Consider the following 12,339-nt stretch of genomic DNA (forward strand, 5'->3'; position numbering starts at 1 on the left):
ACTCGACACGGTTCAGAACGACTCGACACGCCGCGCGGTGCGCACGACGGACCCCCATTCATCATGCAGCATTCCACCGACTTCAACAGTCGCGCCGCCGCCCCGGGCGAGACAAGTCGGCGATTTCACCTCACGAGAGTCGGTTGACAGAGGTGACACCGAAGTTAGGCTTGGTTGACAGAGATGACAACCGATGGCTCACCGGGAGGGCTCATGATGACACCCGACGCCGAAGCGCAGACACCCCCCGGGGAGCGCCACTCCCGGACGCTGATGCTCACCGACTACCAGGCCGAACTTCTGACCGAGCTCGCGAAGCGTCTTCCGGACCGCCTCGAAGCATCCGTCGCCGGCACCGCTCGCACCGTGGCCGAACGCATGGTCGCCACGATCCCCGGCACAAGCGTCTGGCAGGAGAAGATCGGTCCCTTCTATGAGGCCTCGGCGATCGCGAAGTGGAAGGGCGTCAGCCGCCAGCACGTCCACAAGCTGAGGAACCAGGGCGTGCTGCTCGCCGTGCAGACGGCGGATGCGAAGACACTCCTTTTCCCGGCATGGCAATTCGGCCCCGGCGGCGAGCCACTTCCCCACCTGAGGCAAGTGATCGAGGCGTTGCTCCCCGCCGCCCGTGACGAGTGGTCGCAGGCGCTCTGGCTGAACGTGAAGACACCCCGGTTCGGCGGTCGCTCTGCGGCGGACCTGTTGAAGTCGAACGAGCTGGGACCGGTTCTCGACGCCGCGCGAAACGATGCCGCTCGGCTTGCGCCGTGAGCCGGCAGGCGACTTTTCAGGCCAATCCCCTTCCGGGCCGCGACTTCACCGGCTTCCCGGCAGTACATACTCGGGGCGCTGAACGGAAATACCGATCCCACCCGATCGGGCGTGGAGCCTGGTTCTTCGCGTCGGCGCCCGGCGGCCCGGGCGGGGGTCGCTTCGATCTAGCCCCACCACTCGGCACCTGTTATCTCGCCGACACCGTGGCCGTTGCCGTCCGCGAGCGTTTGGGACCCAGCTACGCTGCATCCGGCATGGTGCCCCGCTGGGCCGCCGAGGAATTCCAGGTCACTGAGCTCGACCTCAGCGCGGGCGAGAAGTGTGCCGACGTGGCCGCGGCGGACGCCGCCACGTTCGGTGTCACCCGTGAGTTGAGCACCATGGACAGCTACGGCGTTCCGCAACAGTGGGCGGCCCTGTTCGAGTCGCTCGGCTTCGACGGCATCCGGTACCCCGCACGATTCAGCACCGGCTACTCGCCTGATGCCTGGGCCGTGTTCGGAGCTGCCGGGCCACGATCGTGGCCAACATATGCAGTCGTCGACGGGGTCGCCGCCTCTGAATTGAGCGGCTTCTCCGTCTACTCGCCGCCCGCATCCGCCGCAGGTTTGAGCGTGAGCCTTCCGCCCGGCGTGACCTAGAGTGCCGCGGCGCACCGTCGGAGATTCTCGCGACACGCCGCGTTTCCGGGCAGCGGATGCCGCGAGTCGCGAAATTCTCCGACATAACGTTCCGCGAGACCCGGTTCAGTCTTGCGCGCCCGCGCCCTTCCGTTTCCGGAAGGCGATCATGTTCATCCGGCTGCCGCAGCGCGCACTGCAGAAGCGCTTGGACCCGTTGCGGGAGAGGTCGAGGATCAGGCCGGTGCAGTCATCCGCTTCGCAGAGGCTCAGGCGCCGCATCTCGTTCATCCGGATCACGTCCATCAGGGCGAGCGAGGCTTCGACGCGCAGGCGTTCGCCGAGTGGGGCGTCGGGCGTGGTCGCGTGCAGGTGCCAGTCGGATGCGTCGTGCCGGGCGAGGTACGGCATGGCCCGGGCCTCGGCGAGCATGGCGTTGACCTGGAGCGCCGCGGAGTCGCGGTCGAGGGTCCAGACGAGTCGCACCTCGTCGCGGGCGCGCAGCACATCGAGCCGCTCGCGCTCGTCGCCGTCGATGCGGCCGGAGAAGGGATACCCGGCGAGGAAGTCCGCAAGCAAATCGAGGGTCGCGAGCTCATCCGTGCCACTGCGGGAGGCCGCGGGATCGGTATTGCCGAGGTCGACCGCGAACTCGAGCGACTCCACGGTGTCATGGGCAAACTGCATGTTGACTCCTAACCCGACCATCGCCTAACGTTATGGTCATACCCAATAGTAGACCGTAACGCGGCGCGTGGTGCTGGCGCGCGGCAGTCAAGCTCGGCAGCAACACTCGGCAGTAGAGCTCTGCAGCAGAGCGCGCACGGCAGACGCAGGCAGCGAAAGCTACCCATACGACAGGCAGCAGAAGGAGTCCCATGAAGATCTCGTCCCCCTCAGCGGGCCTCGTCGTGGCGGTCATCGGCTCCCTCTCCTTCGGCACCTCCGGCGCGTTCATCAAGCCCCTGCTCGAGGCCGGCTGGTCCCCGAGCGCCGCCGTCACCGCACGCGTGCTCCTCGGCGGGCTCGTGCTGCTGCCGCTCGCCCTGGTCTCCCTGCGCGGATCCTGGCCCGCCCTGTGGCGGGCACGGTGGCGCGTTCTCGCGATGGCCCTCGCCGGCGTCGCGGCCACCCAGTTCTTCTACTTCGCCGCGATCCAGACCATTCCGGTGGCGACGGCCGCGCTCATCGAACTTCTCGCGCCGCTGCTTCTGGTCGGCGTCGTGTGGGTGCTGACCCGGCGCATCCCCCACGCACTCGTTTTGGTCGGGTCGCTGTTCGCCGTCGGAGGGCTCGTGCTCGTGGTCGGCCCCGGCGCGATTCGGGCGGTCGACCCGCTCGGTCTCGCCTTCGCCGCGTGTGCCATGGTCGGCTGCGCGATCTACTTCGTGATGGCCGCCCGCCCGAGCGAGGGGCTGCCCCCGGTCGGGTTCGCGGCCGCGGGACTCGTGCTCGGCGGCCTCGTGCTCGGCGGGTTGGGCGTCACCGGCGTTCTGCCCCTCTCCGCGACGTTCGGCCCAGTGCCGCTCGCGGGCACCGCCCTGCCCTGGTGGGTGCCGCTCGTCATCGTCGCGGTCGTCAGCACCGCACTCGCCTACGTCGCCGGAATCACCTCCGCCGAAGCCCTCGGGTCCCGGCTCGCCTCCTTCGTCTCACTGCTCGAGGTCGTCTTCGCGGCCCTGTTTGCCTGGCTGCTGCTCGGCGAGCAGCTCACACCCCTCCAACTCCTCGGCGGCGCGCTCATCCTCGGCGGCATCGCGGCCGTGCGTGCGGCCGGCTCCGAAACCGCCGTTCCCGCCACGCTCGAACCGCTCATCCCGGTACCCCTCATGGCCGACGCCGGGGTCGTCGAGCCTGTGACGGCCAACGAATACCGAGGCTGACGAGCACCTGCCAGCGGATGCCGCCCGTCGCCGCGAGCATCCAACGCACGTGCCGCGCCGCATGCGTTCACCCCACGCCTGCGACGGTTTCGGCAAACCGCGCCCGTCCAACTGCGCGCCCGCGACGGTTTCGGCAAACCGCGCCCGTCCGGCTGCACGCCCGCGCCGGTTTCGGCAGACCGCACCCACTTCACCCCACGCCGGCGCCCGTTTCGGCACACCGCACCCGCCGTTTCGGGCGCGCCATGCCGAAAGGGCGCGGGCGTGATCGGACAACGCCGGCCGACAAGTCGATCGCCGCAGCACTGCCGGCTTCGGCGGCCCGCGCCGCGTTCCCCCCGCGCCCGTTTCGGCAGCCCGCGCCCTCTTCGCACCGCGCTCGCGCCGGTTTCCGCAGACCGCACCCGCCGTTTCGGGCGCGTCCTGCCGAAAGGGGCGCGGTCGTGAGCGGATGCCGCCCTTCGCCGCCAGCATCCAGCGCACGTACCGCGCCACATCCGTTCACCCCGCGCCCGCGCCGGTTTCCGCAGCCCGCACCCGCCGTTTCGGGCGCGGGCTACCAAAAGGGGCGCAGGCAACGCCCGGCAGGCCTACAGTTCTTGCCGCCGGAAGGCGGCGACCGCGAGCGCGACCAGTGCCGCGGCCAGCAGAAGCGCCGTGCACACCGGCCAGAACGTTTCGACCGACTTCCCGAGCGCGAGCGAGGTGGGCACGCCGGTCAGCGCCGCCGGTGAATAGGTGCCGAGCGGCGTCCACAGTGCGGCGATCGATACGAGCGCATACGCGCCCAGCCCGGCGCCGGCCGCCCCGGCCGTGGGACTGATCACCACGGAGAGCAGAGTCATCAGGGCGACGAACAGGATGCCGAACACCAGCCAGGCGAGCGACGCCGACCAGAGCGCCCCGCCGGGTGCCTCCCCGAAGACGATCGCCGTGCCGCCCCAGGTCACGAGCGTTCCAGCGACCACGAGCACCGCGAGGAACGCCGAGTGCACGGTCGCCTTCGCGAGGATGAACGCGCCACGCGACACCGGTTTCGTCAGCACGAGCACCGCGGTGCCGCTCCGCCGTTCAGAAGACACGATGCCGCCGTAGACGATAATCAGCGCGAAGAGCACGATCTGGGACAGGTTCTTGATCCACCCCGTGTAGGCATCCGCATACGTCGGGTCCGGGAGCGTGAACTGCCCGAGCTGGTCGGAGGCGACCGCGCGCAGGATCTCCGGCGTGAACCGGGCCATCAACGGCCCGGTCAGCGCGAAGAACAGCACGATGCCGGGGAGCACCCAGAGCCGCCAGGTCCGCACGATCTCGAGGACCTCCTTGCGCGCGAACGCCGCGAATCCCCTCATCGGTTTCCCCCTCCGACCAGGCTGACGAAGACGTCCTCGAGGCCCAGCTCTCCGGCATCCATGCGGCACAGACCGGTGTGCCGGTTGGCGACGAGCACCGGGATGGATCGGCGGGCCGCGTCCATGTCGGTGACGGTGATTTCGAGGGCGCCGGTCGGGCCCACGGCAACGGATGTCGCCCACGGCTCGCGGGAGATGTCCTGCGCGAGGTCGGCCGCGGCATCCGTGACCTCGAGGATCACCTTGCGTTCGGCGTACCGGGACGTGAGCTCCTGGATCAGCCCGTGGGCAACGACGCGGCCGCGGTCGAGAATGGCGACGGTGTCGCAGACCCGCTCGACGTCGGCGAGGATATGCGTCGAGAAGAATACGGTGGTGCGCCCGCGCAGTGAAGTGAGCATGTCGAGCACATCGCGGCGTCCCATCGGGTCGAGGGCGCTCGTCGGCTCGTCGAGGAGCAGCAGCTGGGGCGCGTTGATGAGCGCCTGGGCGACCCCGAGCCGCTGCTTCATGCCGCGGGAGTAGCCGCCGATCGCGGTGGTCACGTCGGTCAGCCCGGAGAGGCCGAGAAGCATGCCGATGCGTTCATCGAGGGTGCGCCTGTCGATCGAGAAGAGCCGGCCGACGAAGCGGAGGAATTCCTCGGCGGTCATCCAGTCGTAGAAGCCGGGCACGTCTGGCAGGAAACCGATCCTGGCGCGGATCGAGTCGTCGACCGCCGTGACGTCGTGCCCGAGGATCTGCACGACGCCGCTCGTGGGTCGGGCGAGCCCGGTCAGCATCCGGAGCAGCGTCGTCTTCCCGGCGCCATTCGGGCCGAGGAAGCCGAAGATCGAGCCCTCCTCGACCTCGAGGTCGACGTTGTCGAGCGCGCGGTGCTCGCCGTAGGTCTTGGTCAGGCCGCTGGTGCGGATCGCGAGGCTCATCGAAGACCCGCTCCCCCACGCGGCGCGAGCACGGTCATAACTCCGGCAAATTCTGGGGGGTCGGAATTTCCGGCCCGGAATTCCGCGGCTGTCCGCCGGCATCCCCGGGATTTGCAGGAGTTATGGCGGGGCCGTATAGCGCATCCGCGACGGCGTCGGGGCTGGTCGACGGCGGCCGGGGCGCCGACGCGGCCGCGTCGAGCGGGGCCGGCTTTCGGGCCACGACCAGGTAGAGGATGGCGCCGAGCAGGTTGGCGAGCAGGATCACGGCCAGCCACACCCACTTGTTGCCGGTGAGCACCCGATCGGCGGGCCGCCGGTACAGGTCGACCAGGGCGATGACGTCGAGGGTGACCTGGACGACCGCCATCGCCGCAATGACGATCCACGCCCACCCGGGGAGTGACGACAGAGGCATGTTCATGACACGGAACCCTTCTTCGAGGCCGACGCGAAGTCGCGGCGCTGTTCGGCGGCGCGACCGCTCCGGGAAACGCCCACGAGCAACCCCAACGGCAGCACGAGCGCGAGGAACAGTCCGATCCAGGTCGGCCACATGCCGGCGCCTCCCTGCACCGCGAAGATGGTCTGCGCCAGGCAGGCGAGCGCGACGAGCGCGAGCGCGAAGCTCCCGGCGGATGCGGCGACGCGGCTCCCCGCCGCACGCCGGGCCAGGTGCACCCAGGCCGCGGCGAGCAGCGGCACCAGCACGAATCCGCTGAGGAGCAGGAGGTTGGCGGTGCGGCTCGAGTAGCCGTCCGGTTCGCCGGTGAGTCCCCAGTGCGAGGGGACGGTGTCGGGCAGGCCGGCCCAGGTGACGGCCGCGAGGGTGGCGAACGCGATCCCGGCGAGGATCGGTGCGGCGAGCGTCGCCGTGACCACCCACGCGGGTGCTTCGGCGAACGGCTCGTCCTCGTCGTCCGGCCGGATCAGGTGGGCCCGCACGGCGAGCGCGGCGAAGTTGACCGTCCAGCCGATGCCGAGCGCCTTCGGCACGAAGATGCTCGGGTCGGCGGGGTCCCACGACCGGCTCGCGAACCGCTTCGATGTCGGCTGCCGGGTGTCATACGGCACGCCGAGGAACCGGCCCGCCCGGTGGGTGCGCGGCACTCCCCCGGCGGCGAGGTCCCGGGGGCCGCAAGCGGCGGCATCCGTGCCCCCGTCGTGGTCGACGTCGGAGTTAAAACCTCGGTCGGTGTCGTAACCGCCGTCGACGTCAGAGTCGGGATCGTCGGTCGTATAGGCGCGCGCGAGCGCTTCGGGCTCTCCGAGCTCGGCCAGCACCCGGAGCACCGTGTCGTCGCTGCGATCGGTTCCGTCGAGGCGATGCTCGACGTGCGCCAGCAGGTCGGCGAGCGCGTCCGCGTCGATGTCGATGCGCAGCCGCGCCGCGGCGCCGCGCAGGCGGTCGAAGTAGTCGTCGAGCAGCGCATCCGCCCCGGCAGGCGGGACGGCGTCGCCGGGTAGCGGTTCGGAGTGGTCACGCACGGGTCGCGTCCTTTCCCAGCAGGTCGGTCATGTCGGCGCTCATCGCGGTCCAGACCTTGGTCATCGCGACGAAGGCTCGCTCGCCCGCGGGCGACAGCCGGTAGTACTTGCGCGGCGGGCCGACGGGCGATTCCTGCCACTCGGAGGTGATCAAGCCGGACTTCTTCAGCCGGTTCAGCAGCGGGTACGCGGTGCCGGCGCTGATGGCGAGGCCCGGGTACTGGACGAGTCGGTCGACGATCTCGGCGCCGTATGCCTCGCCCCGGTGGAGCAGCGCGAGCACGGCCAGCTCGACCACGCCCTTGCGCAACTGAGACGGAATCGCCTCGCCCTCGATCGCCATTGCCCCGCCCCACATCCTGTACCGTGTCACACCCGGTTGCTTGTTATGCCAACTACAAGGTAACACACGTTACCGGCGCACGGCGGGCGAGTTCACGAGCCCCTCGCACGCACCACCACTCCCCCACGCCCGCGCCGGTTTCCGCAGCCCGCGCCCGCCGTTTCGGGCGCGGCGTGCCGAAACAGGCACGGCGGCGGGCGGGACCAATTCCCCGAGGAAATGCCGCACTTCTGCAATCACGAGGAAGAGGTCCACCGGCCACGGCAACCCTCACACGTTTCCAGGCCGTCGTCCGACCGCGGACGGGATCGGGCATAGGGAGCGAGCCAAGCCGCGTCAGCGCGGCTGCGCCCTTCTACGCCGCACCATTCACGAACCCACCGGTGGAGTCCCTGATGATCAGTCGGCTAGGCATGAGTGGCGGCCCGGAATCGGGGGCCCGGCCTTCGATCAACGCAACGAGCAGGTCGGCCGCCGCCCGGCCGAGTTTCCGGGCAGGGAGTTCGACGGTGGTCAGGCTTGGGTGACTCATCGCGGAAAAAGGCAGGTCGTCGAAACCTGAGACGGCCAGTTGCTCCGGCACACGCACTCCCAGCGAGTGAGCCACCTGGAGAACGCCGTACGCGTGGGTGTCGGTCGCGCAGACGACGGCAGTGACTCCCGCCCGCTGCCAGGCCGGCCACACTTTCGCGAATTCGGTGGCTGCCGACCCTACGTCGATGGTGCTTCTGGCTCGCGGCGTTTCGATGGGGCTCATCCCGCATTCCTGGGCCTTGGCCAAGAACGCACGACGACGCAGAGCGAAGGTCGAGGCGGCAGTGACGCTGTCCAGGTAGGCGACCGTGCGATGACCGCGCTCTGCAAGATGCACAGCCAACGCCTCCGCCCCCCGCACGACGTCGAGATTGACGGCCGGAACACCGGCGTCTGCGCCGGGTGCGTCGAGGAACACGATCGGTTCATCGACGACCAGGCTCTGTATCAGGCGCGCGCTCGGTGCGTCAACGAGCAGCCCGGCCGGACGAAAAGCAAGCAACTCCCGCACACTCTCGAGCTGGGGCATCTGGCCGGAGTCCGTGACGGACAGCAGCAGCTGGTACGACGAACCCAAGGCCTCGCGCACCCCGGCAATGACCCTGGCAAAGAACGGGTTGGAGATGTCCGGTGCAACCAGGATGACGAAATTGCTCGAACCAGTCGCCAGAGAGCTGGCGACCCGGTTGACCACGTAATGCAGATCGGCGATGGCCTGCTGGACTCGGATGACCGTGTCCGCTGACACCCGGCCGTCGGTCTTGCCGCTGGCGACCAGAGACACCGTTGCGACAGACACGCCCGCCCTGCTGGCGACCATGGATGCTGTCGCGCGCGGGAAACGAGCGGGCGACTCGCTCGTGCCGTGGATGGCCATGAGCCAACTGTAACCCTGCGCGCCGTCCAGCCTGCCGCGAAAATCGCCGGATGCCGTCAAGCGTTTGATATCTGGACATTAACCGCTTAACTCAACTACACGTTAAGCGTTTGACTTATGCAGTGACTAGGCGCATGCTTCGGGAGAGCACGCTGCAGCCGCCACATCCCATGGGTGGGCAACGTCCCCAATGAAGTGGAGCACCATGCCTAAGAAGATCATTCTGGACTGCGACCCAGGCCACGATGACGCGATCGCCATCCTGTTGGCGCACGGCAGCCCGGAAATTGAGCTGCTGGCCGTCACGACTGTCGTCGGGAACCAAACGCTCGAGAAAGTGACCCGCAACGCGCTGGCAGTTGCCCGTGTCGCCGGCATCACGGATGTCCCGTTCGCGGCCGGCTCCGCTCGCCCGCTCATGCGGCAGAGTGAGAACGCCCCGTCCATCCATGGTGAATCGGGCCTGGACGGACCGGTCCTGCCGGAGCCGAACCTGATACTGGACAAGCGGCACGCTGTCGACCTGATCATCGACATCATCATGACCAACGAACCCGGAACAGTCACGCTTGTCCCGACGGGCGGCCTCACCAACATTGCACTGGCGGCGCGCAAAGAACCCCGGATTGTGGAACGAGTCAAAGAGGTCGTGCTGATGGGCGGCGGATACCATGTCGGCAACTGGAGCGCAGTCGCCGAATTCAACATCATCATCGACCCCGAGGCCGCGCACATTGTCTTCAATGAAAAGTGGCCGGTCGTGATGGTCGGGTTGGACCTGACCCACCAGGCGTTGGCCACACCGGCGGTCAGGGAACAGATTGCCGCCATCAACACCGGGCCGGCCCGTTTCGTTGGCGAACTGCTCGATTTCTTCGGCGAAACCTACCGGGACGTCCAGGGCTTTGACTCGCCCCCGGTGCACGACCCGTGCGCAGTGGCCTATGTCATCGACCCGAGCATTGTCTCGACAGTGAAGGTACCTGTGGACATCGAGCTGAACGGCACCCTCACCCTGGGCATGACCGTTGCCGACTTCCGGGCTCCGGCACCGGCGGACTGCACGACATCAGTGGCCGTCACTCTCGACCACGCACGATTCTGGAACCTGATTGCAGATGCCCTGATCCGCATTGGAGACGTTGAATCATGACCGCGACATTGATCCCCACCGAACACACAAAAAAGGTCAACACAGCAGCGCTGATGACGGCGCTTCTCGCGGCTTGTGTCGCATTCCAGCTCAACGCAAGCATGCTGAGCCCGGCCTTGGTCACCATGGGCAAGGAGCTCGGCGCCGATCAAGCATCCATCGGCTTGTCCCAGACCTGGTTCTTCACCGCGGCCGCGTTGTTCTCTCTCGTGCTGCCGAGATTGAGCGATATCGTCGGCCGCAAGAAGATCCTGTTGGGCATGATGCTCATGATGGGTGTCGGGTCCGCCGTCGCGGCCATGGCACCGGATGTCACCTGGCTGTTCGTCGGTCGAATCATCCAGGGCGTCAGCGGACCCACAGTGCCGCTCTGCCTGATCATGCTTCGCTCGGCCATCTCCAACCCCCGCAAGTACGGAACCCTGATGGGATTTGTGGCTGCCGTCAACGGTGGCATCGCTGGAATCGACTCCTTCGCCGGCGGGTATCTCGCTGAGCACCTGGGCTTCCGCAGCATCTTCTGGCTGATGGTTGTCTTCTCGATTGTGGCACTCCTGCTGGTGCTGTTCCTCGCCGTTGAGTCCCGGCCTGCTGCCGGAACCCGGATGGACTGGCTCGGCGCCTTCTGCATCGTTTTGGCCGTCGGATCGATCCTCACCGCCCTCAACGAGGCCGCCAAACTCGCCAGCAGCTTCTCGGTGGGCACCCTGATCTTGGCCATCGGACTGACCGCGGTCGCTGCGGCCGCATTCGCAGCGTTCTGGTCGGTCGAGAAGAACAGCAAGCAGCCCATGGTGCAGATCGTTCACCTGCGGCTCCGGTCCACCTGGGCGCCGCTGCTGACCACAACGCTGGCAATGACCGGGATCTTCGCGGTCATCAACGGAATTGTGCCGGCCTATGTGCAGGCTGCTGCTCCCGGATTCTCGGTGAATGCCACCCAGATGGCCCTGATCATCCTCACCCCGTACGCCCTGTTGGGCTGGCTGGTCGGGCCCTTCAGTGGTCGGCTGGCGCCCACATTCGGTTATACGAAGATGCTGCGCATCGGGCTGCTGGGCAGCGCACTCGCGCTGGCGGTCATCGGGATCGGCGGCCTTAACAGCCTTCCCCTGATGATCGTCGGTGCGGCACTGCTGGGCATCCTCTACGCCGGCACCGCGAACATCATGCTCAATGGGCTCGGCGTGGTTCTGTCCCCACCCGGTAACCCGGGGTTCCTGCCTGGGATGAACGCCGGAGCCTTCAACCTCGGCGCCGGGCTCAGCTTTCTGGTGCTTCCGTCCACCCTGGCCGTGCTGAGCACCTCCGTTGATATGCGCACGTCATATTTCGTCGTCGTTGCGGTCGGTTTCGTCCTGACCCTCGCCTCCTTCGGGGCGTCGTTCCTCATCCCGAAACCCGTCAGCGCAGAGGTCTAGTCCTGACGTGCCCGTCTGTCTGGCCTGCCGCGAGCCGCGGCAGGCCAGACTGTTGGCCGCACGACCGAAGGGGTGTCGGGTGGCGGATGCCGCCACTCCCGCTGGCCTATCCCCTTGGTGCCGCTAGCTCTCCGGGTCGTACCCGAACTCGCGAAGCTCCTGCGCGCACCGGCAGGCCACGGCAATCCGCCGCGCCCACTCGACCGCGTCCTCCCGGGTCGGCAACTCCAGCACGGTGAACCCGCCCGTGAGGTCGGAGCCCGGATACATCTCGGCGCTCGCCGACCCATCGGCGGCCACCAGCACCGGAGCAACGCCCTCGTCGATCCCCCCGCCGAAGACCCAGACGCCGGCCGCCTTCGCCTCCGCGACGACAGCGTGGGAGTCGGCGACGACGACCGGGAATTCCTCGTCGGTGACCACCATCGCGTCGCTCGGGAAGGAGATGAGGTACTTGGTCATGAATCGGCGACCTCATCGGCGTCGTCCAGGCGGAAGCCGACCTTGAGCGTCACCTGGAAGTGGTGGATCACGCCGTCTTCGACGTGCCCGCGGGTCTCCACCACCTCGAACCAGTCCACATTGCGCAGCGTGCGGGTCGCGCGCTCGAGTCCACTGCGGATGGCCGCATCCGTTCCGTCCGGCGACGTCCCGACAATCTCCGTGACGCGGTACGTGTGATTCGTCATCGCTCAATCCCTCCACCATGGTGCCCAACCCGCGGCGTCCTCGCCTCGGGTGCTCCGACCATAGACCGGGATCGGCGAGCCTTCAACGGCCACGGTTCGGCGCCAACCCAGGCGGCAGCCGCCTCGTAAAGTCGGAGATTCTCGAGACACGCCGTGCCTCCGGGCAGCGGATGCCGCGAGTCGCGAAAATCTCCGACCTTACGCACCGAGCACCCCGGCTTCGCCCCTTCTCCCCTACGCCCGCGCCCGTTTCCGCAGCCCGCGCCCCTTCTCCCCACG

General features: G+C 67.9%; 14 protein-coding genes. 5 read left to right on the forward strand and 9 right to left on the reverse strand.

Annotation, left to right across the window (positions count from 1 at the left end):
* Positions 1-213 precede the first annotated feature (213 nt).
* The gene (locus tag QN350_RS07840) at positions 214-771 is read left to right on the forward strand and encodes a hypothetical protein (RefSeq protein WP_322137718.1); all 558 of its coding nucleotides are present in this window, start codon (positions 214-216) and stop codon (positions 769-771) included.
* On the forward strand, positions 768-1,415 hold the full coding sequence (locus QN350_RS07845) for an RES domain-containing protein (RefSeq protein WP_322137719.1): 648 nt from the start codon (positions 768-770) through the stop codon (positions 1,413-1,415). The genes QN350_RS07840 and QN350_RS07845 overlap by 4 nt, the downstream gene beginning before the upstream one ends.
* Before the next feature lie 105 nt (positions 1,416-1,520).
* Here the strand turns inward: QN350_RS07845 and QN350_RS07850 are convergent, their stop codons facing one another.
* On the reverse strand, positions 1,521-2,081 hold the full coding sequence (locus QN350_RS07850; protein WP_322137720.1) for a CGNR zinc finger domain-containing protein: 561 nt from the start codon (positions 2,079-2,081) through the stop codon (positions 1,521-1,523).
* A gap of 191 nt (positions 2,082-2,272) precedes the next feature.
* On the opposite strand from QN350_RS07850, the gene QN350_RS07855 reads away from it, so the two are divergent.
* Positions 2,273-3,277: a DMT family transporter gene (locus QN350_RS07855; protein WP_322137721.1), complete on the forward strand. Its 1,005-nt coding sequence runs from the start codon at positions 2,273-2,275 to the stop codon at positions 3,275-3,277.
* Between the two features lie 590 nt (positions 3,278-3,867).
* Here QN350_RS07855 and QN350_RS07860 read toward each other — a convergent pair.
* The 6 genes from QN350_RS07860 to QN350_RS07885 all read right to left on the reverse strand — a co-directional run bounded on the left by QN350_RS07860 (position 3,868) and on the right by QN350_RS07885 (position 8,797).
* A complete protein-coding gene (locus tag QN350_RS07860) occupies positions 3,868-4,629 on the reverse strand; it encodes an ABC transporter permease (protein ID WP_322137722.1) in 762 nt (253 codons plus the stop codon).
* A complete protein-coding gene (locus tag QN350_RS07865) occupies positions 4,626-5,555 on the reverse strand; it encodes an ABC transporter ATP-binding protein (RefSeq protein WP_322137723.1) in 930 nt (309 codons plus the stop codon). The genes QN350_RS07860 and QN350_RS07865 overlap by 4 nt, the downstream gene beginning before the upstream one ends.
* 34 nt (positions 5,556-5,589) lie before the next feature.
* Positions 5,590-5,979 (reverse strand): PLD nuclease N-terminal domain-containing protein, encoded by a 390-nt coding sequence (locus QN350_RS07870; protein WP_322137724.1) that lies wholly within the window; start codon positions 5,977-5,979, stop codon positions 5,590-5,592.
* Positions 5,976-7,043 carry a DUF1648 domain-containing protein gene (locus QN350_RS07875; RefSeq protein WP_322137725.1) on the reverse strand — a complete coding sequence of 356 codons (1,068 nt, stop codon included), beginning with the start codon at positions 7,041-7,043 and terminating at the stop codon, positions 5,976-5,978. Before QN350_RS07875 ends, QN350_RS07870 begins: the two co-directional genes overlap by 4 nt.
* Positions 7,036-7,416: a PadR family transcriptional regulator gene (locus tag QN350_RS07880; RefSeq protein WP_322137726.1), complete on the reverse strand. Its 381-nt coding sequence runs from the start codon at positions 7,414-7,416 to the stop codon at positions 7,036-7,038. Before QN350_RS07880 ends, QN350_RS07875 begins: the two co-directional genes overlap by 8 nt.
* 325 nt (positions 7,417-7,741) lie before the next feature.
* On the reverse strand, positions 7,742-8,797 hold the full coding sequence (locus tag QN350_RS07885) for a LacI family DNA-binding transcriptional regulator (protein WP_322137727.1): 1,056 nt from the start codon (positions 8,795-8,797) through the stop codon (positions 7,742-7,744).
* A gap of 205 nt (positions 8,798-9,002) precedes the next feature.
* Between QN350_RS07885 and QN350_RS07890 the strand changes: the two genes are divergently transcribed.
* The gene (locus tag QN350_RS07890) at positions 9,003-9,950 is read left to right on the forward strand and encodes a nucleoside hydrolase (RefSeq protein WP_322137728.1); all 948 of its coding nucleotides are present in this window, start codon (positions 9,003-9,005) and stop codon (positions 9,948-9,950) included.
* Complete coding sequence (locus tag QN350_RS07895) at positions 9,947-11,371, forward strand: MFS transporter (RefSeq protein ID WP_322137729.1); 1,425 nt, start codon at positions 9,947-9,949, stop codon at positions 11,369-11,371. Before QN350_RS07890 ends, QN350_RS07895 begins: the two co-directional genes overlap by 4 nt.
* Before the next feature lie 123 nt (positions 11,372-11,494).
* Here the strand turns inward: QN350_RS07895 and QN350_RS07900 are convergent, their stop codons facing one another.
* Positions 11,495-11,833 carry a transcription initiation protein gene (locus QN350_RS07900; RefSeq protein WP_322137730.1) on the reverse strand — a complete coding sequence of 113 codons (339 nt, stop codon included), beginning with the start codon at positions 11,831-11,833 and terminating at the stop codon, positions 11,495-11,497.
* Positions 11,830-12,060 carry a dodecin gene (locus QN350_RS07905; protein WP_322137731.1) on the reverse strand — a complete coding sequence of 77 codons (231 nt, stop codon included), beginning with the start codon at positions 12,058-12,060 and terminating at the stop codon, positions 11,830-11,832. Before QN350_RS07905 ends, QN350_RS07900 begins: the two co-directional genes overlap by 4 nt.
* Between the last annotated feature and the right edge of the window lie 279 nt (positions 12,061-12,339).

The organism is Cryobacterium sp. 10I5 (genome assembly GCF_035019865.1).
Classification (GTDB): domain Bacteria; phylum Actinomycetota; class Actinomycetes; order Actinomycetales; family Microbacteriaceae; genus Cryobacterium; species Cryobacterium breve_A.

Coding starts and splice junctions, on each gene's coding strand:
- QN350_RS07860 (WP_322137722.1), bottom strand. CDS start 4,629: ATGAGGGGATTCGCGGCGTTCGCGCGCAAGGAGGTCCTCGAGATCGTG.
- QN350_RS07885 (WP_322137727.1), bottom strand. CDS start 8,797: ATGGCCATCCACGGCACGAGCGAGTCGCCCGCTCGTTTCCCGCGCGCG.
- QN350_RS07905 (WP_322137731.1), bottom strand. CDS start 12,060: ATGACGAATCACACGTACCGCGTCACGGAGATTGTCGGGACGTCGCCG.
- QN350_RS07900 (WP_322137730.1), bottom strand. CDS start 11,833: ATGACCAAGTACCTCATCTCCTTCCCGAGCGACGCGATGGTGGTCACC.
- QN350_RS07895 (WP_322137729.1), top strand. CDS start 9,947: ATGACCGCGACATTGATCCCCACCGAACACACAAAAAAGGTCAACACA.
- QN350_RS07840 (WP_322137718.1), top strand. CDS start 214: ATGATGACACCCGACGCCGAAGCGCAGACACCCCCCGGGGAGCGCCAC.
- QN350_RS07855 (WP_322137721.1), top strand. CDS start 2,273: ATGAAGATCTCGTCCCCCTCAGCGGGCCTCGTCGTGGCGGTCATCGGC.
- QN350_RS07870 (WP_322137724.1), bottom strand. CDS start 5,979: ATGAACATGCCTCTGTCGTCACTCCCCGGGTGGGCGTGGATCGTCATT.
- QN350_RS07850 (WP_322137720.1), bottom strand. CDS start 2,081: ATGCAGTTTGCCCATGACACCGTGGAGTCGCTCGAGTTCGCGGTCGAC.
- QN350_RS07865 (WP_322137723.1), bottom strand. CDS start 5,555: ATGAGCCTCGCGATCCGCACCAGCGGCCTGACCAAGACCTACGGCGAG.
- QN350_RS07890 (WP_322137728.1), top strand. CDS start 9,003: ATGCCTAAGAAGATCATTCTGGACTGCGACCCAGGCCACGATGACGCG.